Below are 23,772 nucleotides of genomic sequence, written 5' to 3'. Positions count from 1 at the left end.
TCGGTCCGGGGGACGCAAGCGCATGCTAACACTGCTCGTCGAATTTGCGGACAAGATCTCGGTCTTCAACGTCTTCCGCTACATAACATTCCGCACCGGCGGAGCGCTGATCACAGCGGCGCTGATCGTGTTCATCTTCGGACCGACCATCATCAATTCGCTGCGGCTGCGGCAAGGCAAGGGCCAGCCGATCCGTGCCGACGGGCCGCAGACGCATTTCAAGAAGGCGGGAACGCCGACAATGGGCGGACTGATGATCCTGTCCGGCATCGTCGGTTCGTCGCTGCTGTGGGCGAACCTGTCGAGCATCTACGTCTGGGTGGTCCTGCTGGTGACGCTGGGATTCGGCTCGATCGGCTTTTACGACGATTATCTCAAAGTAACCAAGCAATCGCATCTCGGCTTTTCCGGCAAGGCGCGGCTGGGGCTCGAATTCGTTATCGCCGGCATCGCCGCCTGGGTGATCATGCATAACGGCCAGGCGCCGTTCTCGTCATCGCTGACATTCCCTTTCGCCAAGGAGTTTCTCGTCAATCTCGGCTGGTTCTTCATCCCGTTCTCGTGCTTCGTCATCGTCGGCGCCGGCAATGCGGTGAACCTGACCGACGGTCTCGACGGGCTGGCGATCGTGCCGATCATGATCGCGGCCGCATCCTTCGGCGTCATCGCCTATCTCTCTGGCAACGCGGTGTTCGCCGAATATCTGCAGATCCATTTCGTGCCCGGCACCGGCGAACTTGCGGTGGTCCTTGGAGCGGTGATCGGCGCCGGTCTCGGCTTCCTCTGGTTCAATGCGCCGCCGGCGGCGATCTTCATGGGCGACACCGGCTCGCTGGCGCTGGGTGGGCTGATCGGCACGGTCGCGGTGGCGACCAAGCACGAGATCGTGCTGGTCATCGTCGGCGGTCTGTTCGTCGTCGAGATATTCTCGGTCATCATCCAGGTCGGCTACTTCAAGATGACCGGCAAGCGCGTCTTCCTGATGGCGCCGATCCACCATCATTTCGAAAAGCTCGGCTGGACCGAAAGCCAGGTGGTGATCCGCTTCTGGATCATCGCCGTCATCCTGGCGCTGGTCGGCCTGTCGACCCTGAAGCTCAGATAGGAGGCCGCTTGATCCCCGCCGCATCCTTTTCAGGCAAGCGCGTTTCGCTCTTCGGGCTCGGTGGCTCGGGGATTGCCACGGCGCGCGCGCTGATCGAGGGCGGCGCGGATGTGCTGGCCTGGGACGACAATCCCGACAGCGTCGCCAAGGCCGGCGCGGTCGGCATCACGACAGCGGACCTGCGCGGTGCGGACTGGGCGAGGTTTTCCGCCTTCGTGCTGTCGCCCGGCGTGCCGCTGACGCATCCCAAGCCACACTGGACCGTCGAGTTGGCGCGGGGCTCAGGCGTGGAGATCATCGGCGACATCGAGCTTTTCTGCCGCGAGCGGATGCTGCTGGCACCGGCAGCACCTTTCATTGCCATTACCGGCACCAACGGCAAGTCGACGACCACGGCACTGACGGCGCACATCCTAAAATCGGCTGGGCGCGACACGCAGATGGGCGGGAATATCGGCCGCGCAGTGATGACGCTCGATCCGCCGCAGCCTGAACGGCATTATGTGGTTGAGTGCTCTTCCTACCAGATCGATCTTGCCCCTTCGATCAACCCGACGGCCGGTGTGCTGCTCAACCTGACGCCGGACCATCTCGACCGCCATGGCACGATGCAACACTACGCCTCGATCAAGGAGCGGCTGGTGGCCGGCAGCGAGACGGCAATCATCGGTGTCGACGATTCCTGGTGCGCCCAGATCGCCGATCGGCTGGAGCGGGCCGGCCGGCAGGTCATCCGCATCTCCAAGCGGCTGCCGCTGACCGACGGCTATTTCGCTGACGGCACCAACTTAATGGAAGCCGTGCACGGCCGCTACAGCCGTGTCGCCTTCCTCGAAGGCATCGGCTCGTTGCGCGGCCAGCACAATGCGCAGAACGCGCTGGCCGCCGCCGCCGCCTGCCTCACGGTCGGGCTCGAGCTCGGCGAGATCCAATCCGGACTGGAGAGTTTCCCTGGGCTGGCGCACCGCATGGAGCAGGTCGGCCGCAAAGGGCATGTGCTGTTCGTCAACGATTCCAAGGCGACCAATGCCGATGCCGCTGCACCGGCGCTGTCGAGCTTTGCGCGTATCTACTGGATTGCCGGCGGCCTGCCGAAAGAGGGCGGCATCGAGCCATTACGCGGCTTCTTCCCGCGCATCGCCAAGGCCTATCTGATCGGCGAAGCCGCACCGGCCTTTTCGGCGACGCTGGGCGAAGCGGTGCGCTACGAGATATCAGGCACGTTGGCGGCGGCAGTCGAACACGCCGCCCGCGATGCGGCCAGGGATAGTAGCGGCGAGGCAGTGGTGCTGCTGTCGCCGGCATGCGCCAGTTTCGACCAGTTCAAGAATTTCGAAGTCCGCGGCGAGGCGTTCAGGCAAGCCGCAACCGCCATTGATGGCGTGAAGCCCATCGGAGGGACACGATAATGCAAAGCCGTCTCGACAAAAGCCCTGTGGCGACCTGGTGGTGGACGATCGATCGGTGGTTCCTGGCGGCGTTCCTGTCGCTGATGGGGCTCGGCATCGTTTTGTCTTTCGCCGCAAGCCCGGCGGTGGCCGAGCGCATCGGGCTAGACAGTTTCCACTTCGCGACGCGCCAGATTATCTTCACCATTCCGGCACTTGGGGTGATGCTGGCCGTCTCGTTCCTTGAATCCAGGCAGATCCGGCGCATGGCGCTGGTCATGCTGTGCATCATGCTGTTTTTGATGGTGGCCGTGCTCTATATCGGCGTCGAGGTGAAGGGCGCGCGGCGTTGGGTGTCGCTTGCCGGCCTCTCGATCCAGCCGTCCGAGTTCCTGAAACCGGCCTTCGTCATCATCTGCGCCTGGCTGTTCGCCGAGCACAAGCGCCAGCCGGACATTCCGGGCAATTTGTTCGCCATGTTGCTGCTTGCGCTGGTCATCTCGCTGCTGGTGGCGCAGCCTGACCTTGGGCAGACCATGCTGGTGCTCGGCACCTGGGGGGTGATGTTCTTCATGGCCGGGTTGCCGTGGCTGTGGATCGTCGCGCTGGGTGCTGCCGGCGTCGGCGGCGTGTTCGCTGCCTATGCGGTGTTCCCGCACGTTGCCGGCCGCATCGACCGCTTCATGACCGGCGAGGGCGACACGTTCCAGGTCGACATGGGCCGCGAGGCGCTGATCAATGGCGGCTGGTTCGGCGTCGGGCCGGGCGAGGGTACTGTCAAGCGGGTCATCCCCGACAGCCACGCCGACTTCGTCTTCTCCGTCGCCGGCGAGGAATTCGGGCTGATCATGTGTTTCTTCATGATGTCCATCTTCGGTTTCATCGTGCTGCGCGGTCTCAACACGGCGCTCAGGGAGCAGGACGATTTCACCCGCTACGCGGTTGGCGGCCTGGTCACGGTCTTCGGCCTGCAGTCGGTCATCAACATGGCCGTCAATCTGCAGCTGATGCCGGCCAAGGGCATGACGCTGCCGTTCATCTCCTACGGCGGCTCCTCGCAGATCGCGATCGCCATCTCGATGGGCATGGTGCTGGCGCTGACGCGCAAGCGCCCGGAAAAGCGCAAGCAGCTGGGCTTCATGCCGTCGCCGCGTGCGATGCCGGCGGAGTGAGATGGCGAAGGGGGTCATCCTTCTGGCGGCAGGCGGAACCGGCGGACATCTGTTCCCGGCCGAGGCGCTGGCGCACGAACTGACCGGGCGCGGCTGGGCGGTGCACCTGGCGACGGACGAACGCGCCGAGCGCTTTGCCGGGCAGTTCCCGGCGGCCGCCATCCATCCGATCCAGTCGGCGACGATGGGGTCGAAAAATCCTTTTGCCGTGCTCGCCGCATTTTGGAAAATCTGGCGCGGGGTGCGGCAGGCATCGGCCGTCATCGCCAGCGTCAAGCCCGCCATCGTGGTCGGCTTCGGCGGCTATCCGACGCTGCCGCCGCTCTATGCCGCGACCCGGCGCAAGGTGCCGACGCTGATCCACGAGCAGAACGCTGTGATGGGCCGTGCCAACCGGGCGCTCGCCGGCCGCGTCGACGCTATTGCCGGTGGTTTCCTACCGGAAGACACAAGTGCTACAGGCGTCAAGACGGTGACCACCGGCAATCCGGTCAGGCCGCAAGTGCTGGAAGCGGCGAAGACGCCTTATGCCGCATCGGCCGGTGAAGAGCCGTTCCGATTTCTGGTGTTTGGCGGCAGCCAAGGCGCGCAGTTCTTTTCCGATGCGGTGCCGGCGGCGATCGCCCGGCTTTCCGATGCACAGCGCAGGCGGCTGGCGATCACCCAGCAGGCGCGCGCCGACGATGTGGCGCGGGTGAAAGCGGCCTATGCCACGCTTGACATCGAGGCCGAGGTGTCGCCCTTCTTCACCGACATGGCGGCGCGGCTGGCGGCGGCGCATCTGGTGATGTCGCGCTCCGGCGCATCGACCGTATCGGAAATCGCGGTGATCGGCCGGCCGGCGCTGCTGGTGCCTTATCCGCACGCGCTCGACCACGACCAGGCGGCGAATGCGGCGGCCCTTGCGGCAGCGGGCGGCGCCGAGGTGCATCCGCAATCCACGCTTTCGGCGGAGCGGATCGCCGTGCTTGTCGGCGGGCTGATGGATGATCCAGGCAAGGCGGCGACAATGGCCGCGGCGGCGAAATCGTCCGGAAAACCGGATGCCGCGCGGTTGCTCGCCGATCTGACAGAGGCTATTGCGTCCAGGAAATCCGTTTCGGAATTCAGGAAGGAGACGCACGCATGAAGATGCCACAGACGATCGGCCTCGTGCATTTCATCGGCATTGGCGGCATCGGCATGAGCGGCATCGCCGAGGTGCTGCACAATCTCGGCTACAAGGTGCAGGGATCCGATCAGGCCGACAGCGCCAATGTGCAGCGGCTGCGCGACAAAGGCATCGAATGCTTCGTCGGCCATCAGGCCGAAAACCTCGGCGAGGCCGAAGTGGTCGTCGTCTCCACCGCAATCAAGAAATCCAATCCGGAGCTGAAGGCGGCGAGAGAGAAGTTGCTGCCGATCGTGCGGCGCGCCGAAATGCTGGCCGAACTGATGCGCTTCCGGCAAGCGGTGGCGATCGGCGGCACGCATGGCAAGACGACGACGACTTCGATGGTGGCGACGCTACTCGAAGCCGGCGGGCTCGACCCGACGGTAATCAATGGCGGCATCATCAATGCCTATGGCACCAATGCCCGCATGGGAGACGGCGAATGGATGGTGGTCGAGGCCGACGAGAGCGACGGCACCTTCCTCAAGCTGCCGGCCGAGATTGCCGTCGTCACCAATATCGACCCCGAGCACCTCGACCATTACGGCTCCTTCGACAAAGTGCGCGAAGCGTTTCGTCAGTTCGTCGAGAATGTGCCGTTCTACGGCTTCGGTGTGATGTGCACCGACCATCCCGAGGTGCAGGCGCTGGTCGGCCGCATCGAGGACCGGCGCGTCATCACCTATGGCGAAAATGCGCAGGCCGACGTGCGCTTCACCAATCACCGCATGGACGGCCCGACCTCGGAATTCGACGTGGTGATCCGCGACCGCAAGACGCACGGCCAGATAACGATATCAGGCCTGCGGCTGCCTATGCCCGGGCGCCACAATGTTTCCAATGCGACGGCGGCGATTGCCGTCGCGCATGAGCTCGGCCTTTCGGCTGAGGCAATCAAGAAGGGCCTGTCGTCCTTCGCCGGCGTCAAGCGCCGTTTCACCCATACCGGTTCGTGGAACGGTGTCGATGTGTTCGACGATTACGGCCATCATCCGGTCGAGATCACGGCGGTACTAAAGGCTGCGCGCAGCGCTACCAAGGGTCGCATCATCGCCGTTACCCAACCGCATCGCTTCACCCGGCTGCGCGATCTGTTCGACGAGTTTTCCGTCTGCTTCAACGATGCCGATACGGTAATGGTGGCGCCCGTCTATGCGGCCGGCGAGGAGCCGATCGACGGCGTTACGTCCGACGCACTGGTGTCGCGCATCCGCTCCGGCGGCCATCGCGACGCACGCTACATCGAAGGTCCGGCGGCGATTGCGCCGATTGTGCGCGAGGTGGCGAAGCCGGGCGATTTCGTCGTCTTCCTCGGCGCCGGCAACATCACGCAATGGGCCTATGCGCTGCCCAGGGAACTCGGCGGGACCATCTCATGATGCGCGGCCAGGCGTTGATCGAGAAGCTCGGCGACCGGCTTGCCGGACTGCGCGGCCGCATCATGCCCAATGCCGAGATGGACAAGATCACCTGGTTTCGAGCCGGCGGGCTGGCGGACGCATTGTTCCAGCCGGCCGACGAGGACGATCTTGCCACGTTCCTGAAGGCGGTGCCGGAGGAAATTCCGCTGACCATCGTCGGCGTCGGCTCGAACCTGCTTGTCCGTGACGGCGGCATTGCGGGCTTTGTCATCCGGCTTTCGGCCAAGGGTTTTGCCGAGACCGAAGTGATTGCGCCGACCACGATCAAGGCGGGCGCCGCGACACCCGACAAGCGCCTTGCGGCCGTTGCCTACGAGGCCGGCATCGGTGGCTTTCATTTCTACCACGGCATTCCCGGCGCCATTGGCGGAGCGCTGAGGATGAACGCCGGCGCCAATGGCGTTGAGACGCGCGAGCGCGTGGTCGAGGTGCGGGCACTCGACCGCAAGGGCAATGTTCATACGCTGAGCAATGCCGATATGGGCTATGCCTATCGCCATTCAGCGGCGCCGTCCGGGCTGATCTTCACGTCGGCGCTGCTCGAAGGCATTCCCGAGGACAAGGCGGCGATCAAGGCCGCGATGGATGCTGTCCAGAACCATCGCGAGACCGTGCAGCCGATCCGCGAAAAGACCGGTGGCTCTACCTTCAAGAATCCTGAGGGCACCTCGGCCTGGAAGGAGATCGACAAGGCCGGCTGCCGCGGCCTGATGGTCGGCGGGGCGCAGATGTCGCCGATGCATTGCAACTTCATGATCAACACCGGAACCGCCACGGGCTACGAGCTTGAATATCTCGGTGAGACGGTGCGTGCGCGCGTGCTCGAAAGATCAGGCATCCGGCTGCAGTGGGAGATCAAGCGCATCGGTAATTTTCGGCCGGGCCATGCCGTCCAGGAATTTCTCGGACAGTTGCTTTAGGCAAGCTGACCGCCGTTGCCTTTTGGACTCATGAATTCACATTTTGCTGCCGTTTTTGCGGAAAGTGAATCCATCGGAATCGTAAGCACTTGCCAGCGAATCAACTCTCTGATTCTCTGCCCTGAAGCGTTTCCTGATTTGAGTCGTTTCGACGCGTTACTCGCGTTTCCGTCTGGGGGGCAACCTGCCGGGAGACTCGGACTCAATGTTGCGGAAACACGGGAGCGAAGTTGCTCGGGCGCATTTGAGTGCGCGCGATGCTTTTCGGGGCATGCACGATGGTGCAGGCCTGCTGTGAGAGGAAATGACGGGGAATGACAAGCAAGCATGTGGCCGTCCTTCTGGGGGGATTCTCGTCCGAGCGGCCCGTGTCCCTGTCGTCGGGTAAGGCCTGCGCCGATGCGCTCGAGGGAGAGGGCTACCAGGTCACCCGCGTCGACGTCTCGCGCGATATCGGCTCGGTGCTCAGCGCGCTCAAGCCCGACGTCGTCTTCAACGCACTGCACGGCCCCTTCGGCGAGGACGGCACCATCCAGGGCATCCTCGAGTACCTCGCCATTCCGTACACCCATTCCGGCGTGCTTGCCTCGGCGCTCGCGATGAACAAGGAACAGGCCAAGAAGGTCGCCAAGGCGGGAGGCATTCCGGTGGCGGAATCGAAGGTGGCCAATCGCTTCGCCATCCAGAACAAGCACCCGATGAAGCCGCCCTATGTCGTCAAGCCGGTCAACGAAGGGTCGAGCTTCGGTGTCGTCATCGTCCATGAAGGCCAGTCGCATCCGCCGCAGATCATCGGCTCGTCCGAGTGGAGATATGGCGATACGGTGATGGTCGAGCGTTATGTGCACGGGCGGGAATTGACCTGCGCGGTGATGGGCGATGTGGCGCTCGGTGTCTGCGAGATCATCCCGACCGGCCATTCCTTCTACGACTATGATTCAAAATACGTCGCGGGCGGATCAAAACACGAATGCCCGGCAAAACTTTCACCGAATATTTACCAAAAAATACAGACACTGACGCTCAAGGCTCACCAAGCTATCGGCTGTCGGGGCGTTTCCCGGTCGGACTTCCGTTATGACGATCGTCACTCCGAAAACGGCGAAATTGTCTGGCTCGAGGTCAACACCCAGCCGGGCATGACGCCGACGTCTTTGGTGCCGGAAATCGCCGCGCAAGCGGGACACTCGTTCGGCGATTTGTTGAGTTGGATGGTGGAGGACGCTTCGTGTCTGCGTTGAAGTGGGGACAGGGCAAGGGGAAGGGCGCGGCCGGGCCGGCGCTGTTCGGCATGCCGTTGTCGTTCGACCATTTCGTGCTGCCGCGCCTGCTCCGCCGGCCGGTGCGTGTGCTGGCGCGCCTCGGCGAAGGCGACTTCGAAGCGCCGCCCTATTGCGCTGCCATGCTGTCGGCGGCACTGCTTGTTTCGAGCAGTGCCTATGGCGCCTATCTCGGCGGATATTCCGACGCCATCGTCCAGAGTGTCACCGCCCGCACCGGCTTTGCCGTCGACCAGGTCAAGGTCGTCGGCAACCGCGAAACGTCCGAGATCGATATTCTCGACAGGCTGGAACTCGACGGCTGGACCTCGCTGATCGGCTTCGATGCCGAAGCGGCGCGCGAACGCATCACCACGCTACCCTGGGTCGAAGCCGCGGCAGTGCGCAAGGTCTACCCGCATACGCTGGAAGTGCGCGTCGAGGAGCGCGAGCCGTTCGCGTTGTGGCAGCAAGGCAGCGCGCTTTCGGTCATCGAGAAATCCGGCACCGTCATTGCGCCGTTCTCCGGCGGCAAGCAGATATTGCTCCCGCTGATCATCGGCACCGGCGCGCCGGCCACAGCGCCGGATTTCCTGGCCAAGATCAAGAATTATCCGGAGCTCGCCGCGCGGATCAAGGGCTACATCCGCATCGGCGAACGGCGCTGGGATCTCAAGCTTGAAAACGGCATCACGATCAAGCTTCCCGAAGACGGTGAGGATCAGGCGATTGCCGACCTGGTCAGGATGGATCACGAGAACGGGCTTTTGACGCGCGACATCGCCGCCGTCGACATGCGCCTTTCCGATCGTCTGGTCGTCCAGTTGACGCCGGAAGCGGCGACACAGCGCCAAGCCGCGCTCGACGAAAAGCCCAAGATGCTGAAGCCCAAGCCGGAGACGAAGATATGAGCTGGCTTGGCGGCAATAGCGATGCCTCGTCGCGCCGGTCCGGCATCCTGACGGTGCTGGATGTCGGGTCCAGCAAGGTCTGCTGCGTGGTGGCCAAACTCAAGCCGCGCGAGGATGGCAAGCTGCTGCGCGGACGCTCGCATCGCGTCCAGGTGATCGGCATCGGCCACCAGAAATCGCAAGGCGTGAAATCCGGCGTCGTCATCGATCTCGACCGTGCCGAGCACGCCATCCGTCTTGCCGTCGACGCCGCCGAACGCATGGCGGGACTGACGGTCGATTCGCTGATCGTCAACATGACTGCCGGCCGGCTGAAGAGCGAGGCTTTTTCGGCCACCATCAATCTCGGCGGCCATGAGGCCGACGAGGCTGACATCAAGCGCGTGCTTGCCGCCGGCGCCAAGCAGGCGTTGCGGGCCGAGCGCGAGGTGATCCATTCGCTTCCCGTAGCCTTTTCGCTGGATGCCGAGCGCGGTGTTCGCGATCCGCGCGGCATGGTTGGCGACCAGCTTGGCGTCGACATGCACGTGCTGACAGGCGACGCAGCGCCCTTGCGCAATCTGGAGCTCTGCATCAACCGCTCGCATCTGTCGGTTGAACGCATGGTGGCGACGCCCTATGCCAGCGGGCTTGCTGCGCTGGTCGACGACGAGCTCGAAATGGGCGCAGCCTGCATCGACATGGGCGGCGGCACGACGACGATCTCGGTGTTTTCGGAAGGCAAGTTCGTCCATGGCGATGCCATCGCGATCGGCGGCAACCACGTCACGCTGGATATGGCCAAGGGCCTGTCGACCTCGCTCGATGCCGCCGAAAGGCTGAAAGTGATGCATGGCTCGGCGCTGCCTGGCAGTGCCGACGACCGCGACCTGGTTTCCATCCATCCGATCGGCGAGGACGGCGAGGTGCCGTTGCAGATACCGCGCTCGGTGATGACGCGCATCATCCGCGCCCGCATCGACGAGACGCTGGAATTGTTGCGCGACCGGCTGAACAAATCCGGCTACGGCAACGCCGTCGGCAAGCGTGTGGTGCTGACCGGCGGTGCCAGCCAGCTTGCCGGCCTGCCAGAAGCAGCACGCCGCATTCTCGGCCGCAATGTGCGCATCGGACGCCCGCTTGGCGTGGCAGGCTTGCCCGAGGCGGCCAAGGGGCCGGCTTTCTCGACCCCGGTCGGACTTCTGATCTATCCACAGATGGCGAGCTTCGAGAGCCGGCCGGCGAAGGGAATTTCCGGTCTTCGGATGACCGGAACAGGCGGAAAACTGCATCGAATGAGTCAGTGGTTGAGAGACAGTTTTTAATTTTGACGGGGACAGCCCCATAGGCGGCCGCGGCGGCGAAGCGGCGGGAAAGGCAAAGGACGGAGACAATGACCATCAATCTGCAGAAGCCGGACATCACCGAGCTCAAGCCGCGCATCACCGTGTTCGGTGTCGGCGGCGGCGGCGGCAATGCCGTCAACAACATGATCACCGCCGGCTTGCGCGGCGTCGAGTTCGTGGTGGCCAACACCGACGCGCAGGCACTGACGATGTCGAAGGCCGAGCGGCTGATCCAGCTCGGCGCGCATGTCACCGAAGGTCTCGGCGCCGGATCGCAGCCTGAAGTCGGGCGCGCGGCGGCGGAGGAATGCATCGACGAGATCATCGATCATCTCTCCAACACGCATATGTGCTTCGTCACTGCCGGCATGGGCGGCGGCACCGGCACCGGGGCGGCTCCCGTCGTTGCCCGCGCTGCCCGCGAAAAGGGTATCCTCACCGTCGGCGTCGTCACCAAGCCGTTCCACTTCGAAGGCCAGCGCCGCATGAAGACGGCCGACATGGGTATCGAGGAACTGCAGAAATGCGTCGATACCCTGATCGTCATTCCCAACCAGAACCTGTTCCGGCTGGCCAATGACAAGACCACCTTCGCCGATGCCTTCGCGATGGCCGACCAGGTGCTCTATTCGGGCGTTGCCTGCATTACCGACCTGATGGTCAAGGAAGGCCTGATCAATCTCGACTTCGCCGACGTCCGCTCGGTCATGCGCGAAATGGGCAAGGCGATGATGGGAACCGGCGAGGCTTCGGGCGAGGGCCGCGCAATGGCCGCGGCGGAAGCCGCCATCGCCAACCCGCTGCTCGACGAGACCTCGATGAAGGGCGCCAAGGGCCTGCTGATCTCGATCACCGGCGGCCGTGACCTGACCCTGTTCGAAGTCGATGAGGCGGCAACCCGCATTCGCGAAGAGGTCGACCAGGACGCCAACATCATTCTGGGCGCCACCTTCGACGAGGAACTCGAAGGCGTCATCCGCGTGTCGGTGGTCGCCACCGGCATCGACAAATCGGCGGCCGAAATCGCTGCCGCGCCGATCGCCATCCGCGCGGCTCCGCCGAAGCCGGTCAGCCGCCCGGCGGCCCAGGTCACGGAAATGCGCCCGGCGCCTGTCCAGCAACCAATCTATGAACCACGTGCTGCCGACCCGGTCGCCGAGGCCATTCAGCTCGCCGAAGCGAATGCGGCAGCGATGGCGCAGGCCCGCCCGGCACCGGTCGCGCATGCGGAAGACTTCCGTCCGCAGAGCAAGATTTTCCAGGCGCCTCCCGCTCAACCGCAGCCAATGATGCAGCCAGCGGTTCAGCAAGCGATGCAGCCCGCTCCGCATCGTGAAATGCCGCAGCCGGTTGCCGCGGCACCCCAGCGCATGCCGCGGGTCGAGGATTTCCCGCCGCAGGTGAAGGCCGAAGTGGAGGCCAAGGCGCGCCCGGCCGACCACGAAAACAGCGGCCCGATGGGCTTGCTCAAGCGCCTGACCAACGGCTTGACCCGCCGCGAAGAGGAGCCTGCAAGGCTGCAGCCGGCGCAGCCGCGCGAACCGAAACTGCGCCAGGCGCCGGCGGAAGTGCGCCGCCTTGCCAGCCAGGATCCGCAGCTTTACGCGCCGCGCCGCGGCCAGCTGGACGAGCAGGGCCGACTGACGCCGCAGAGCCGGGCTGTCCAGGAAGACGATCAGTTGGAGATTCCCGCCTTCCTGCGCCGACAGGCCAATTGATCTGTTAACGGTTCGTAACAGTTATTAACAGGCGAGCAGGAAACTGTTCGCCTGTTAACCTTAAAGTGATTGTAAAACAAGGACTTATGGGGCAATCCCGCGCTGGACCGCAGTTACAAAGAGTAAGAAACCGTGATTTGGAGTCTCCCCGCGGGACCATTATCTTCGCCACCGACCAAAGTCGGTTTGCTGGGAGTCTCGGGGAAGTGGCCCTGCCTGCCGATCAATCAAGAACCGCGCCCTCAGGGCAGAAGCGGACCTAGGCAGCATGGGCTATGGGGATTGTTTTGCACGACTATCAGACGACACTTAAATCGCGTGCGACGCTGACCGGCATCGGCGTTCACAGTGGCAATCCGGTCACCGTCCATTTCCTGCCGGCGGACGCCGATACGGGTGTCGTCTTCCAGCTTTCGAATGCAAGCGGAAGCCACGAATTTCGCGCGCTCGTTTCCGAGGTCGGTGCCACCGACCTCTGCACCATGCTCGGCGATCCGCAGGGCGAGCACATTGCCACGGTCGAGCATCTGATGGCGACGCTTTTCGGGCTTGGGATCGACAATCTCGTCATCGAAATCGACGGCCATGAGGTGCCTATCCTCGACGGTAGCGCAGTGATGTTCATCGAGGCCATTGACCAGGCAGGCGTCGAAACGCTGCCGGTCAAGCGTCGCTACATCAGGGTGGTCAAGCCGGTTCGCATCGAGAACGGCGCCTGCTGGGCGGAGTTCCGACCCTATGACGGCACGCGCTTCGAGATCGAGATCGATTTCGAAAGCCCGGCGATCGGGCGCCAGCTTTTTGCATCCGACATGAACGCCGACATTTTCCGGCGTGACGTCGCGCGGGCCCGCACTTTCGGTTTCATGAAGGACGTCGAGCGGCTGTGGGCGGCCGGCTATGCGCTCGGCTCCTCGTTGGAAAACTCCCTGGTGATCGGCGACGACAACCGCGTGATCAATATGGGAGGCCTGCGCTATCCCAACGAGTTCGCGCGCCACAAGACGATGGATGCGATGGGCGACCTGGCGCTCGCCGGTGCCCGGTTCATCGGCTGCTTCCGCTCCTATCGTGGCGGCCACAGGCTGAACGCAGCTGCGCTGCGCCGTCTCTTGTCCGACCGTTCGGCTTTCGAGATCGTTGAGACGACGCGCCGCGAGCGCGGGCGTACCGCGGAGATGAGCGCCGTCAACGCACCCCTCTATGCGCCCTGGATGATCTGATTCTTAAGGTCTTGCGGCTCCCGTTGCGGTCAAGCTGTGTTGCATGGATGCATCACCGGCCTGCCAAATTACACAGCTTTCCAGGTAGCGCCAAAGCGCCACAAAAAAGTGCGATTGGCCGGGGATAGCGTTGCCGGGCAAGGCAATTATGGTTTATGGCTGCTGCCGTCGACTGAAATGACGCCGAAAGGGCGGAATCCAAACATGTTTTTCAAGCGAGTTGGTCAATCGAAGGCGCCGCGGCGGGCTGTTTTCCTGGCGCTTTCGGTGGTCGTTCCATCGCTGTTTCTGTCGGCCTGCATGTCGTCCGAGAAGGACGTCGATCTGTCGACCTATGTCGATCAGACCGAGCCGGCCGACGTGCTCTACAATCAGGGTCTCGCCAATCTGAATGCCGGGCGACTGCAGGAGGCAAGCCGCAAGTTCGATGCCGTCGACCGCCAGCATCCATATTCCGAATTCGCCCGCAAATCGATGGTGATGGGTGCCTTTGCCGACTACCGTCAGGGCAATTACGATGAGGCGATCGGTTCGGCCAAGCGCTACCTGACCCTCTACCCGTCGACCGACGATGCAGCCTATGCCCAGTATATTATCGGGCTGAGCTACTACCGCCAGATCAAGGACGTCACCCAAGACCAGAAGGAAGCGCGTCTTACCGCGCAGACGATGCAGGATCTGGTAACGCGCTGGCCGACTTCCGAATATGTTGATGATGCCAAGGAGAAGATCCGCTTCGCCAACGATCAGCTCGCCGGCAAGGAGATGCAGATCGGCCGCTACTATCTCGAGCGCCGCGAATACATCGCGGCCGTCAAACGGTTCCGCAACGTCGTGGAGAACTATTCCAACACACGTCATGTCGAGGAGGCGCTGGCGCGTCTGACCGAGAGCTACTATGCGATGGGGCTGACGTCGGAAGCGCAGACCGCTGCGGCCGTGCTCGGCACCAACTATCCCGACAGCCAGTGGTACAAGGACTCCTACAAGCTCCTGCAGAGTGGTGGGCTCGAGCCGCGCGAGAATGCCGGATCGTGGATCTCCAAGGCCGGGAAGCTGATCACCGGCGCCTGAGCGGCGCGTCACCATGCTCTCCAGACTGTCGATCCGCGATATCGTTCTGATCGAGAAGCTGGACATCGACTTCTCGTCCGGCCTTTCGGTCCTTACAGGCGAAACCGGCGCCGGAAAATCCATCCTGCTCGACGCCTTGTCGCTGGCGCTTGGCGCCCGCGGCGACGCTTCGCTGGTGCGGCATGGCGCGGCACAAGGCCAGATCATCGCCGTGTTCGACGTGCCGCGCAACCACGCGGCTCGCATGTTGCTTGCCGAGAATGCCATCGAGGACGACGGCGAAATCATCCTGCGCCGCGTCCAGACGGCTGACGGCCGCACGCGCGTGTTCGTCAACGAGCAGCCGTCCAGCGTGACGCTGATGCGCGACATCGGCCGTGCGCTGGTCGAGATCCACGGCCAGCATGACGAGCGCGCTTTGGTCGATCCCGGCGCCCATCGCGAGTTGCTCGACAGTTTCGGCGGCCATCTCGGCGCTGCTCGGGCAACCGGCGAGGCGTGGCGGCATTGGCGTACCTGCGAGCAGGAATTTTCACGGCACCGGGCCAAAGTCGAGGCAGCTGCCCGTGAGGCCGATTATCTGCGTGCAGCGGTCGCCGAATTGACCAGGCTCGATCCGCAACCTGGCGAAGAGACCGAGCTGGCCGAATTGCGCGCCTTGATGATGCGTGCCGAAAAGATCGCCTCGGAAATCCACGATGCGCAGGATGTGCTCTCGGGTCCGTCCTCGCCCTTGCCGCAACTGGCCAGCCTGCTCAGGCGGCTGCAGCGCAAGGTCACCGAAGCGCCCGGGCTGCTCGAGGATGTCGTCAAGTCGCTCGACGAGGCGATGCTGTCGCTCGACGCGGCGCAGTCGGGCGTCGAAGCAGCACTTCGCGCCACCGAATATGATCCGCAGCGGCTGGAGAAGGCTGAGGAGCGGCTGTTTTCGCTGCGTGCCGCCTCGCGCAAGCACAGCGTCGCCGTCGATGACCTGGCGCAATTGCGTGACACCATGGCTGCCGACCTTGCCGATCTCGACGCCGGCGAGGAGCGCCTGCAGGCGCTGGAGAAACAGGCTGCGGCGGCGCGCCAGGCCTATGACACTACGGCGGCCCAGCTGTCGTCGCTTCGCCATGCGGCGGCTGTCGGGCTGAGCAAGGCGGTGATGGCCGAACTGCCGGCGCTGAAGCTCGAACGCGCCGAGTTCATCGTCGAGATCGCAAGCGATGCCGAGAGCCGCATGGAAGAAGGCATCGACCAGGTCGAGTTCTGGGTGCGGACCAATCCCGGCACCAGGCCAGGACCAATGATGAAGGTCGCTTCCGGCGGCGAGCTTTCGCGCTTCCTGCTGGCGTTGAAGGTCGCGCTGGCTGATCGCGGGTCGGCGCCGACCTTGGTCTTTGATGAAATCGACACCGGCGTCGGCGGCGCGGTTGCCGACGCCATCGGCCAGCGGCTGGCGCGGCTGGCAAAACGCGTGCAGGTGCTTTCGGTCACGCATGCACCGCAAGTGGCAGCGCGCGCGGCGACGCATTTCCTGATCTCCAAATCGGGCGGTGCCGACCGGGTCTCGACCGGCATCGCCGAGATGGACCGGGCGGCACGGCAGGAAGAGATCGCACGCATGCTCGCCGGCGCCACCATCACCGACGAGGCGCGTGCGGCGGCCGAGCGGCTGCTGCGGGAGAACACCGCGGCAGCGTAGAGCTGTTCATCGTTTCACCGAAACGCCGAACCGCTCTACCTCTTTGTTTCTGCGCAGTTCCGGACGGAAAACCGTTTCACACTTTTCCTGGAATTGCTCCAGGCGAGTTCGTTTCCGGCGCTCGTGACCTGAGTCAGGGTATGGCGCCATCCTGCTGTTCAGGAATGATTTTCTGTGTCTGGTCTCTCCCTCATGAGAAAATCCTGTTCTATTGTGTCGCGCCACCGTGGAGGGAGCAGTGCATGGACGAAAAACCAGTCGATTCGCTCAGCGAAAGCGAGGCGGCAAGCGAGTTGAAGCGGTTGGCGCAGGAGATCGCCGAGCACGACCGGCGCTACCATGGCGAGGACGCGCCGATAATCACGGATGCGGAATATGACGCGCTGACCCGGCGCAACCTCGCCATCGAGCAGCAGTTCCCGCATCTTGTGCGCGAGGATTCGCCCTCACGCAGGGTCGGCGCGCCGCCGGCGGAAGGTTTTGCAAAGGTGCGCCACGCGGTGCCGATGCTCAGCCTCGCCAAGGCCTATACCGACCAGGACGTCGCGGACTTCATAGAACGGGGCCGGCGATTCTTTGATCGCGACAAGGAGCTGAACATCGCCTTCACGGCTGAGCCGAAGATCGACGGGCTATCGGCTTCCCTGCGGTATGAAGGCGGTGTGTTCGTGCAGGGGGCAACGCGCGGCGACGGCGTCGTCGGCGAGGACATCACCGCCAATCTCAAGACCATCGCCGATATTCCCAAGACCTTGAAGGGACCGGACTGGCCCGAGGTCATCGAAATACGCGGTGAGGTCTATATGACCTACGCGGAATTCGAGGCGCTGAAGCAGCGTTCGGCGGCGATAGGCGGCCAGGATTACGTCAATCCGCGTAACACGGCGGCCGGATCGCTGCGCCAGAAGGACCCGTCCGTTACCGCCAGCCGCAACCTCAAATTCTTTGCCTACGCCTGGGGCTATACTTCAAAGGATCCAGCTCCGACCCAATACGATTCCGTGCAAAAATTCGCGGAGTGGGGGTTCAAGGTCAGTCCGCTGATGGTCCGGGCAAAGTCGGTCGACGAACTGATCGCGCATTATCACCTTATCGAGGCCCAGCGCTCATCGCTCGGCTACGACATCGACGGCGTCGTCTACAAGGTCGACCAATTGGAGTTGCAGCGCAGATGGGGCTTCGTCACCGGCGAACCACGCTGGGCGATCGCTCATAAATTTCCGGCCGAACAGGCGATGACGACCGTGCTCAGGATCGACATTCAGGTCGGCCGTACCGGTACGCTGGCGCCCGTTGCCCGGCTTGCGCCCGTCACGGTCGGCGGCGTCGTGGTCGAAAATGTCACGCTTCACAACGAAGACTACATCAAGGGTCTGGACAGCAACGGCCAGCCGATCCGCGACGGCAACGACATCCGTATCGGCGACACGGTGGTCATCCAGCGGGCGGGGGACGTCATTCCGCAGATCGTCAGCGTCGTCGTCGACAAGCGTCCGCCAGATGCCGTGCCCTACGAATTCCCGCACAAATGTCCGATCTGCGGCTCACCCGCAACGCGCGAGATCAACGAGAAGACCGGCAAGGAGGATTCCCGCCGACGGTGCACCGGCGAGCTGATCTGCCCCGCGCAGGCCGTGGAAGGATTACGCCACTTTGTGTCGCGCGGCGCCATGGATATCGAAGGCCTGGGCGCTGAAAACATAGACCTGTTCTTCAATGCCGGGTTGGTCAAGACTGCCGCCGATATCTTCACCCTCCGGGACCGCCGTCCCGCCGTCACCAAGGCGCTGGCGGAGCGACGGGAGGAGCAGGCCAGGCAGCGTGAGGCCGCATCGGGCAAAACGCGCAAGAATGTACGCAGCGTCGAGGAACGCAACTATGACGGCCTCGACAAGCTCTTCGCTGCCATCGACGCCCGCCGCGAACCCGAACTCGATCGCTTCATCTTTGCGCTGGGCATCCGCCATATCGGCGAAACGACGGCCGCTGTGCTCGCCCGAACCTTCTCGACGATCGAGGAGTTGATCCGCATTGGCAAGGAGACAGCAGCAGCAGCCGATCCACACACCGTTTTTCCTTCAATCAACGGCATCGGCGATACCGTGATAGGCGCGCTTCGCGATTTCTTCGGCAATGAACGCAACGACGCCGTGCTTGAAGCGCTGCTCACACAGATCCACCCGAAGCCGTACATTGTGAACGTCTCAGCCGATAGTGCGGTCGCCGGCAAGACAATCGTGTTTACAGGCACGCTGGAAAAGATGACGCGCCCGGAGGCCAAGGCGATGGCCGAACGTCTCGGCGCGAAGGTCGCCGGCTCGGTTTCCGCGAAGACCGATCTCCTGGTGGCAGGCCCGGGCGCCGGTTCCAAGCTGAAGGACGCGACCAAATTCGGCATCGAGGTGATCGACGAGGACACCTGGTTGCAGCGGATCGGCAAGGGCGCGTGATGGCTGCTGCGTTCAATGGTTTTGGGCAAAAGGCCATTCCCTTCCTCAAGGCGCTGGATTTTCATCAGAGCCGGGAGTGGTTTTTGGAAAACCGCGATCTTTTCGAGCGCGACCTGCGCGATCCCTTCGGCGATCTGGTCGAGACGCTCTCCGAGCGCTTCACAGCATTGGGGTTCGGCCTGCGCGGCGACCGCAAGAAATCGCTGTTCCGGATTAATCGCGACGTGCGTTTTGCCAAAGACAAACGGCCTTACAACCAGCATCTGTCGGCGATCCTTTCGCCCGACGGCACCAAGATGGAACAGGGCGTGTTTTACGTCCATATCGGGCTCGAGCGATGCTTTGCCGCCATTGCCTGGTGGCAGCCCGGACCGGAGCTATTGCTGGCGCTGCGCAACGCGATCGCGAAGCGGCCCGCTGAATTCCGCAGCCTCGTCGCGGCGCTGAAGAAGAATGGTCTCGAGCTCGACCCGGACGGCTGCATGAAGCGCACGCCGCGCGGCTTCGAGCATATCGCCGAGCCCGATCTCGCTGCCGCGATCCGCAACCGGCATTTTGCCGTCCGGCACGCAATCGAGCCGGCGGATATCTACGGAGCTGGATTGGTCGACGACCTTGTCGACTTCGCCATGCGGGCAAAACCGCTGCTCGACTGGGGCAGGGCGATCGAAGGCAAGGCTTCGCCGCGCTAGGCACGGAAGCGTGCTTGCCGCGACGCTTCAGCTGTCATTTCCGCTGATCGTTTGCCTCAAGCGAATTGGTGTGACAAGCCGGACCGCCCTCCCTACATACGGCCGTTCCCGAGGAGCGGTCGATGTCGGCGGAAGCAATCTCCGAAAACAGTGCGAAAAGCGATTTCTGGGACGGCGTGCGGCTCAGCATGCCCGTCGTGGTGGCGTCGGCGCCGTTTGCGTTGCTGTTCGGAGCGCTCGCAGTCGACAACGGGTTTTCCGTGCTCGAAGCGTTCCTGATGAGCGCAACGGTGTTCGGCGGCGCCAGCCAGATGGTCGGCATCGAGCTGTTCGGCCAGCATGTCGCGCCGTGGCTGATCGTGCTGTCGATCTTCGCCGTGAATTTTCGCCATGTGCTCTATTCGGCTGGCATCGGCCGGCGCATTGCGCATTGGCCGCTGGTGCAGCAGGCGATAGGCTATTTTGTGCTGACCGATCCGCAGTTCGCGGTGGCCGAGCGCAAGGCGGAGGCCGGCGAGACCGTCGGGTTCACCTGGTATATGGGGCTTGGGCTGCCGGTCTATGTGTTCTGGATCATCGAAAGCGCGCTCGGCGCGATGTTCGGCAAGCTTATTCCCGACACCCATGCGTTGGGCATCGATTTCCTGCTGCCGATATATTTTCTCGGCCTGGTCATGAGCTTCCGCAAGCGGCCGCTGTGGCTGCCGGTGGTCGTCGCCAGCGCTGCCGCCTCCATCATTGCATACAAAACGGTCGGCTCGCCCTGGCATGTCTCCATAGGTGCGCTGGCCGGCGTGCTGCTCGCCGTCATCCTGCCGCCCCGCCACAGCGGCGTGGAGGCACGGCCATGAGCACGACCTTGTGGATCATCATCGCCGCTTCGATCGCGACCTATCTGACCCGCATCGGCGGTCATCTGGTGATCTCGCGTTTCGATCAAATCCACCCGCGCGTCGAAGCCGGGCTCAGCGCCGTTCCGGCGGCGGTGCTGACCACGCTGGTGGCGCCGGCGGCGCTCAGCGCCGGGCCGGCGGAATGGGCAGCCTTGATCGTCGCCGGCCTTGTCTCACTGCGCGGCGGCCTTATGGCGATGTTCCTGGCGGGTGCTGCCGTGCTGATCCTCGCGCGGCAGCTCGTCGGCTGATCGACTTTTGCCTTGGCGGCGAGAGCACACATGCGCTTTACCGCAGCGACTATTGCCGCGCCGACCCGCGACAGGCTCAGCCGGATCGCCTCCGCTCTCTCCTGGTGGGCGCCACGCACGGCGTCGCTATAGAGCGCTTCGCGCTGCTTCGGCGTCAATGCGCTTAGATCGATCGGCTGGATGCCGAAGGGCTCACGCGACATTTCCATCTCCCCTGGTTTGCCGTGTTGATCGGCAGCTACACCGGCGATTTACGGGAAAGGCATAATCAGTTAAAATGAATAATTAAGATCGTTATGTTCTCCAGGAGAGATGTATGGATTTGGCCGATCTGCGCATCTTCCGCACGGTGGTGCGCGAGGGCGGAATCACCAGGGCGGCGGAAAAACTGTTTCGCGTGCAGTCGAACGTGACCACACGCATCCGGCAGCTCGAGGAGGATCTCGGCGTGCAGCTGTTTATCCGGGAGGGCAAGCGCCTGCACGTATCGCCGGCCGGTCACAGATTGGTCGGCTATGCGGATCGGCTGCTGGCGCTTGCGGAGGAGGCGCGAACGGCGATGCTCGATCCACGCCCGCGCGGCACTCTTCGCCTAGGTGCCATGGAGAGCACCGCCGCGGCACGGCTTCCAAGTCTGCTCGCCGAATACCATGCACGGCATCCCGAAGTGGAAATCCAGTTGCGCACCGGCAATCCGCAGGTTCTCGCGACCGCCATGCTTGCCGGCGAACTCGATGCAGCCTTCGCCGCCGAGCCGATCGCTGACGTTCCGTTCGAAAAGCTGCCCGCATTCCACGAGCAGCTGGTCATTGTCTCGGCGGCATCGCGCGTTTCGGTCGAAGACCACCTGGACATGCCCAAAACCATGATAGCCTTCGAGCACGGCTGTCCGCACCGCAAGCGGCTGGAACAATGGTATGCGCGCAGAGGGTTCATGGCCGAGAAAACCATCGAGCTTGGCTCATACCATGCCATCCTTGGTTGCGTGGTGGCTGGCATGGGCATAGCGCTGATGCCGAAAAGCGTGCTTTCGGGTTTTCCGGAAAGCCGCTGGCTAAAGCTGCACGAACTGCCCGCTGACGAAGACAATGCCGTCACAGTGTTGTTCTGGCGCAAGGGAGCCGGTTCTCCCAACGTCACCGCTTTGCAGGGACTGCTTGCGGAGCAAAGCCTGTCAACCGGCGTTGCCGCCGCGGCTATTGCTTGAAGTCGTGCGGCAGCGGCGCGGTTGCCTTTTCCAGCCAGGCCAGCGTTTCGCCGTCGAGCATCGGTCCGATCTCGGCCAGTACGCGCGCATGGTATTCGTCAAGCCAATGCAACTCGTCGCGGGTTAAAAGGTCCGATCGGACCAGCCGCTTATCGATCGGCGCCAGCGTCAGTGTCTCGAAGCCGTGCATGGCGATGTCGCCGCCCTCGATTGCCTCGGCCGGTGTCACCAGAATCAAGTTCTCGATGCGGATGCCGTAGGAACCTTCCTTGTAATAGCCGGGCTCGTTGGAGACGATCATGCCGGCCAGCAGCTTCTCGGTACCGGTCTTGGCGATACGCTGCGGGCCCTCATGCACGGCAAGATAGGAGCCGACACCGTGCCCGGTGCCATGGGCGAAATCGCAGCCGTGTCTCCATAGCGCCAGGCGCGCCACTGCATCGATTTCGGAGCCGCGCGTGCCCTGGGGGAAGCGCAGCATGGAGATGCCGATCATGCCTTTCAGCACCAGCGTGAAGCGCTCGCGCATCTCCTCGGTTGGCGCGCCAATCGGAACCGTGCGGGTAATGTCGGTGGTGCCGTCCTGGTACTGCCCGCCGGAATCGAGCAGGAACAGCTCGCCATCGCCCAGCTTGCGATTGGTGGCGCGGGAGACGCGGTAGTGCATGATAGCGCCGTTAGGACCAGCGCCGGAGATGGTATCGAACGATACGTCGCGCAGCGGCATCTGCGTTTCTTCGCCGGTCTGACGGCGCGTCTCCTCAAGCCTGGTGACAACGGCGATTTCGTCGAGCGTGCCGGGCTTCTGGCGGTCGAGCCAGCACAGCAGCTTGGCGACCGCGGCGCCGTCGCGGCGATGTGCGGCGCGTGCGCCGGCGATCTCAGCTTTGTTCTTTGTTGCGCGTGGAATGCGGGCCGGATCGGCCGTGGCAATGACGGTGCCGCCATTATCCTCGACCAGCATTCTGAGCTTGTCCGCCGCGAGAACCGGGTCCAGCGCGATTTTTGCGCCGCCCTTGGCCCGGGTGACGATTGCCGATTCGAATTCACCTGGTTCGTGCAATTCGGCGAGCTGCGTCAGGTAGGCCGCGACGGTGCGCGAAAACTTGCGCTGGTCCATGAAAAGCAGATGCGAGCCGTCGGCGGCGAGCACGGCAAAGCCGAGCGCCAGCGGTGTGTGCGGTACGTCGCCGCCACGAATGTCGAAGGCCCAGGCAATGGAGGAGGGGTCGGTCAGTACGGCATGGGTGGCGCCGTCCTTCTCGATGGCCGCCGCCAGCCGCACCAGCTTGTCCTTGGCCAGTTCGCCGGCAAAGCCGATCGGGTGGATCTCGACCGGCGCCAGTGGCGGCCCGGGCTGGTCCTGCCAGATCGCGTCGATCGGATTTTGTTCGAGCGGCACCAGTATCGCGCCGGATTTCTCGGCCGAGGCCTTCAGCGCCTTGACGTCACTGATCGTATGGAGCCACGGATCGAAGCCCAACCGCACGCCCTTGCCGAGATTGTCCTTGATCCAGTGGGCCGGCGGGTTGTCGACAAGGCTCTCGATCGAAAAGATGTCGAGATCGACCTCCTGGCGCACCTGCAGCGTGTAGCGCCCGTCGACAAACATGACGGCGCGCTCGCCAAGCACAATGGCGACGCCGGCCGAGCCGCTGAAGCCGGTCAGCCATTTCAGCCGCGCCGAGCGGTCGGCGACATATTCGCCCTGGTGCTCGTCGGCACGGGGCACGATGAAGCCATCCAGCCCGTTCGCCGCCAACCATTGGCGCAACAATGCCACGCGCGGCTTGCCAACGGCCGGATCGCCGGCGGAATCGAAGGTCTGGAACATGTCGGCTCTCCTCGAATGCTGGTGCGACCGTAGCGCATGACTTCGAAAATCGGAATCGATTTTCGGACCGATCATTCCCGGTTGCTGCG

19 protein-coding genes are annotated in these 23,772 nt (G+C 63.5%); 18 read left to right on the top strand and 1 reads right to left on the bottom strand.

What is annotated here, in order from left to right:
- The first annotated feature begins 22 nt into the window (after positions 1-22).
- From mraY to NKH33_RS11620, 18 genes are all read left to right on the top strand, one after another.
- On the top strand, positions 23-1,105 hold the full coding sequence (gene mraY, locus NKH33_RS11705; protein WP_023676767.1) for a phospho-N-acetylmuramoyl-pentapeptide-transferase: 1,083 nt from the start codon (positions 23-25) through the stop codon (positions 1,103-1,105).
- A gap of 8 nt (positions 1,106-1,113) precedes the next feature.
- Entirely contained in the window at positions 1,114-2,514 is a 1,401-nt protein-coding gene (murD, locus tag NKH33_RS11700; protein WP_352831208.1) for a UDP-N-acetylmuramoyl-L-alanine--D-glutamate ligase, read from the top strand.
- The gene (gene ftsW / locus NKH33_RS11695) at positions 2,514-3,665 is read left to right on the top strand and encodes a putative lipid II flippase FtsW (RefSeq protein WP_352919555.1); all 1,152 of its coding nucleotides are present in this window, start codon (positions 2,514-2,516) and stop codon (positions 3,663-3,665) included. Before murD ends, ftsW begins: the two co-directional genes overlap by 1 nt.
- A gap of 1 nt (position 3,666) precedes the next feature.
- Positions 3,667-4,794 (top strand): undecaprenyldiphospho-muramoylpentapeptide beta-N-acetylglucosaminyltransferase, encoded by a 1,128-nt coding sequence (gene murG, locus NKH33_RS11690; protein ID WP_352453155.1) that lies wholly within the window; start codon positions 3,667-3,669, stop codon positions 4,792-4,794.
- Positions 4,791-6,197 carry a UDP-N-acetylmuramate--L-alanine ligase gene (murC, locus tag NKH33_RS11685; RefSeq protein ID WP_352471560.1) on the top strand — a complete coding sequence of 469 codons (1,407 nt, stop codon included), beginning with the start codon at positions 4,791-4,793 and terminating at the stop codon, positions 6,195-6,197. The genes murG and murC overlap by 4 nt, the downstream gene beginning before the upstream one ends.
- Positions 6,194-7,159 (top strand): UDP-N-acetylmuramate dehydrogenase, encoded by a 966-nt coding sequence (gene murB / locus NKH33_RS11680; protein ID WP_352471562.1) that lies wholly within the window; start codon positions 6,194-6,196, stop codon positions 7,157-7,159. Before murC ends, murB begins: the two co-directional genes overlap by 4 nt.
- A gap of 314 nt (positions 7,160-7,473) precedes the next feature.
- Positions 7,474-8,400: a D-alanine--D-alanine ligase gene (locus NKH33_RS11675; RefSeq protein ID WP_352471563.1), complete on the top strand. Its 927-nt coding sequence runs from the start codon at positions 7,474-7,476 to the stop codon at positions 8,398-8,400.
- Positions 8,388-9,329, top strand: a complete 942-nt coding sequence (locus NKH33_RS11670; RefSeq protein WP_352501059.1) for a cell division protein FtsQ/DivIB — start codon at positions 8,388-8,390, stop codon at positions 9,327-9,329. The genes NKH33_RS11675 and NKH33_RS11670 overlap by 13 nt, the downstream gene beginning before the upstream one ends.
- Positions 9,326-10,633 carry a cell division protein FtsA gene (gene ftsA, locus NKH33_RS11665; protein ID WP_352471565.1) on the top strand — a complete coding sequence of 436 codons (1,308 nt, stop codon included), beginning with the start codon at positions 9,326-9,328 and terminating at the stop codon, positions 10,631-10,633. Before NKH33_RS11670 ends, ftsA begins: the two co-directional genes overlap by 4 nt.
- 68 nt (positions 10,634-10,701) lie before the next feature.
- Entirely contained in the window at positions 10,702-12,372 is a 1,671-nt protein-coding gene (ftsZ, locus tag NKH33_RS11660) for a cell division protein FtsZ (protein WP_254818983.1), read from the top strand.
- Positions 12,373-12,647: 275 nt separating this feature from the next.
- The gene (gene lpxC / locus NKH33_RS11655) at positions 12,648-13,595 is read left to right on the top strand and encodes a UDP-3-O-acyl-N-acetylglucosamine deacetylase (RefSeq protein ID WP_352471566.1); all 948 of its coding nucleotides are present in this window, start codon (positions 12,648-12,650) and stop codon (positions 13,593-13,595) included.
- Between the two features lie 204 nt (positions 13,596-13,799).
- Positions 13,800-14,669 carry an outer membrane protein assembly factor BamD gene (locus NKH33_RS11650; protein ID WP_352501057.1) on the top strand — a complete coding sequence of 290 codons (870 nt, stop codon included), beginning with the start codon at positions 13,800-13,802 and terminating at the stop codon, positions 14,667-14,669.
- 13 nt (positions 14,670-14,682) lie between these two features.
- A complete protein-coding gene (gene recN / locus NKH33_RS11645) occupies positions 14,683-16,356 on the top strand; it encodes a DNA repair protein RecN (RefSeq protein WP_352501056.1) in 1,674 nt (557 codons plus the stop codon).
- 242 nt (positions 16,357-16,598) lie between these two features.
- Positions 16,599-18,806: an NAD-dependent DNA ligase LigA gene (gene ligA / locus NKH33_RS11640; protein WP_352919552.1), complete on the top strand. Its 2,208-nt coding sequence runs from the start codon at positions 16,599-16,601 to the stop codon at positions 18,804-18,806.
- Entirely contained in the window at positions 18,806-19,498 is a 693-nt protein-coding gene (locus NKH33_RS11635) for a DUF2461 domain-containing protein (RefSeq protein ID WP_352815445.1), read from the top strand. The genes ligA and NKH33_RS11635 overlap by 1 nt, the downstream gene beginning before the upstream one ends.
- 122 nt (positions 19,499-19,620) lie before the next feature.
- A complete protein-coding gene (locus tag NKH33_RS11630; RefSeq protein ID WP_352919549.1) occupies positions 19,621-20,349 on the top strand; it encodes an AzlC family ABC transporter permease in 729 nt (242 codons plus the stop codon).
- On the top strand, positions 20,346-20,642 hold the full coding sequence (locus tag NKH33_RS11625) for an AzlD family protein (protein ID WP_023676751.1): 297 nt from the start codon (positions 20,346-20,348) through the stop codon (positions 20,640-20,642). Before NKH33_RS11630 ends, NKH33_RS11625 begins: the two co-directional genes overlap by 4 nt.
- A gap of 316 nt (positions 20,643-20,958) precedes the next feature.
- The gene (locus tag NKH33_RS11620) at positions 20,959-21,849 is read left to right on the top strand and encodes a LysR family transcriptional regulator (RefSeq protein ID WP_352450117.1); all 891 of its coding nucleotides are present in this window, start codon (positions 20,959-20,961) and stop codon (positions 21,847-21,849) included.
- On the opposite strand, the gene NKH33_RS11615 is transcribed toward NKH33_RS11620, so the two are convergent.
- Positions 21,839-23,683, bottom strand: coding sequence for an aminopeptidase P family protein (locus NKH33_RS11615; protein ID WP_352919545.1), 1,845 nt, complete (start codon positions 23,681-23,683; stop codon positions 21,839-21,841). The two genes, NKH33_RS11620 and NKH33_RS11615, sit on opposite strands and share 11 nt — an antisense overlap.
- Positions 23,684-23,772: the final 89 nt, after the last annotated feature.

The organism is Mesorhizobium sp. M1182, from assembly GCF_040318335.1.
Classification (GTDB): Bacteria; Pseudomonadota; Alphaproteobacteria; order Rhizobiales; family Rhizobiaceae; genus Mesorhizobium.
The sequence above is the reverse complement of the archived record's forward strand: the minus strand, read 5'-3'. Positions and strand labels throughout refer to the sequence as shown.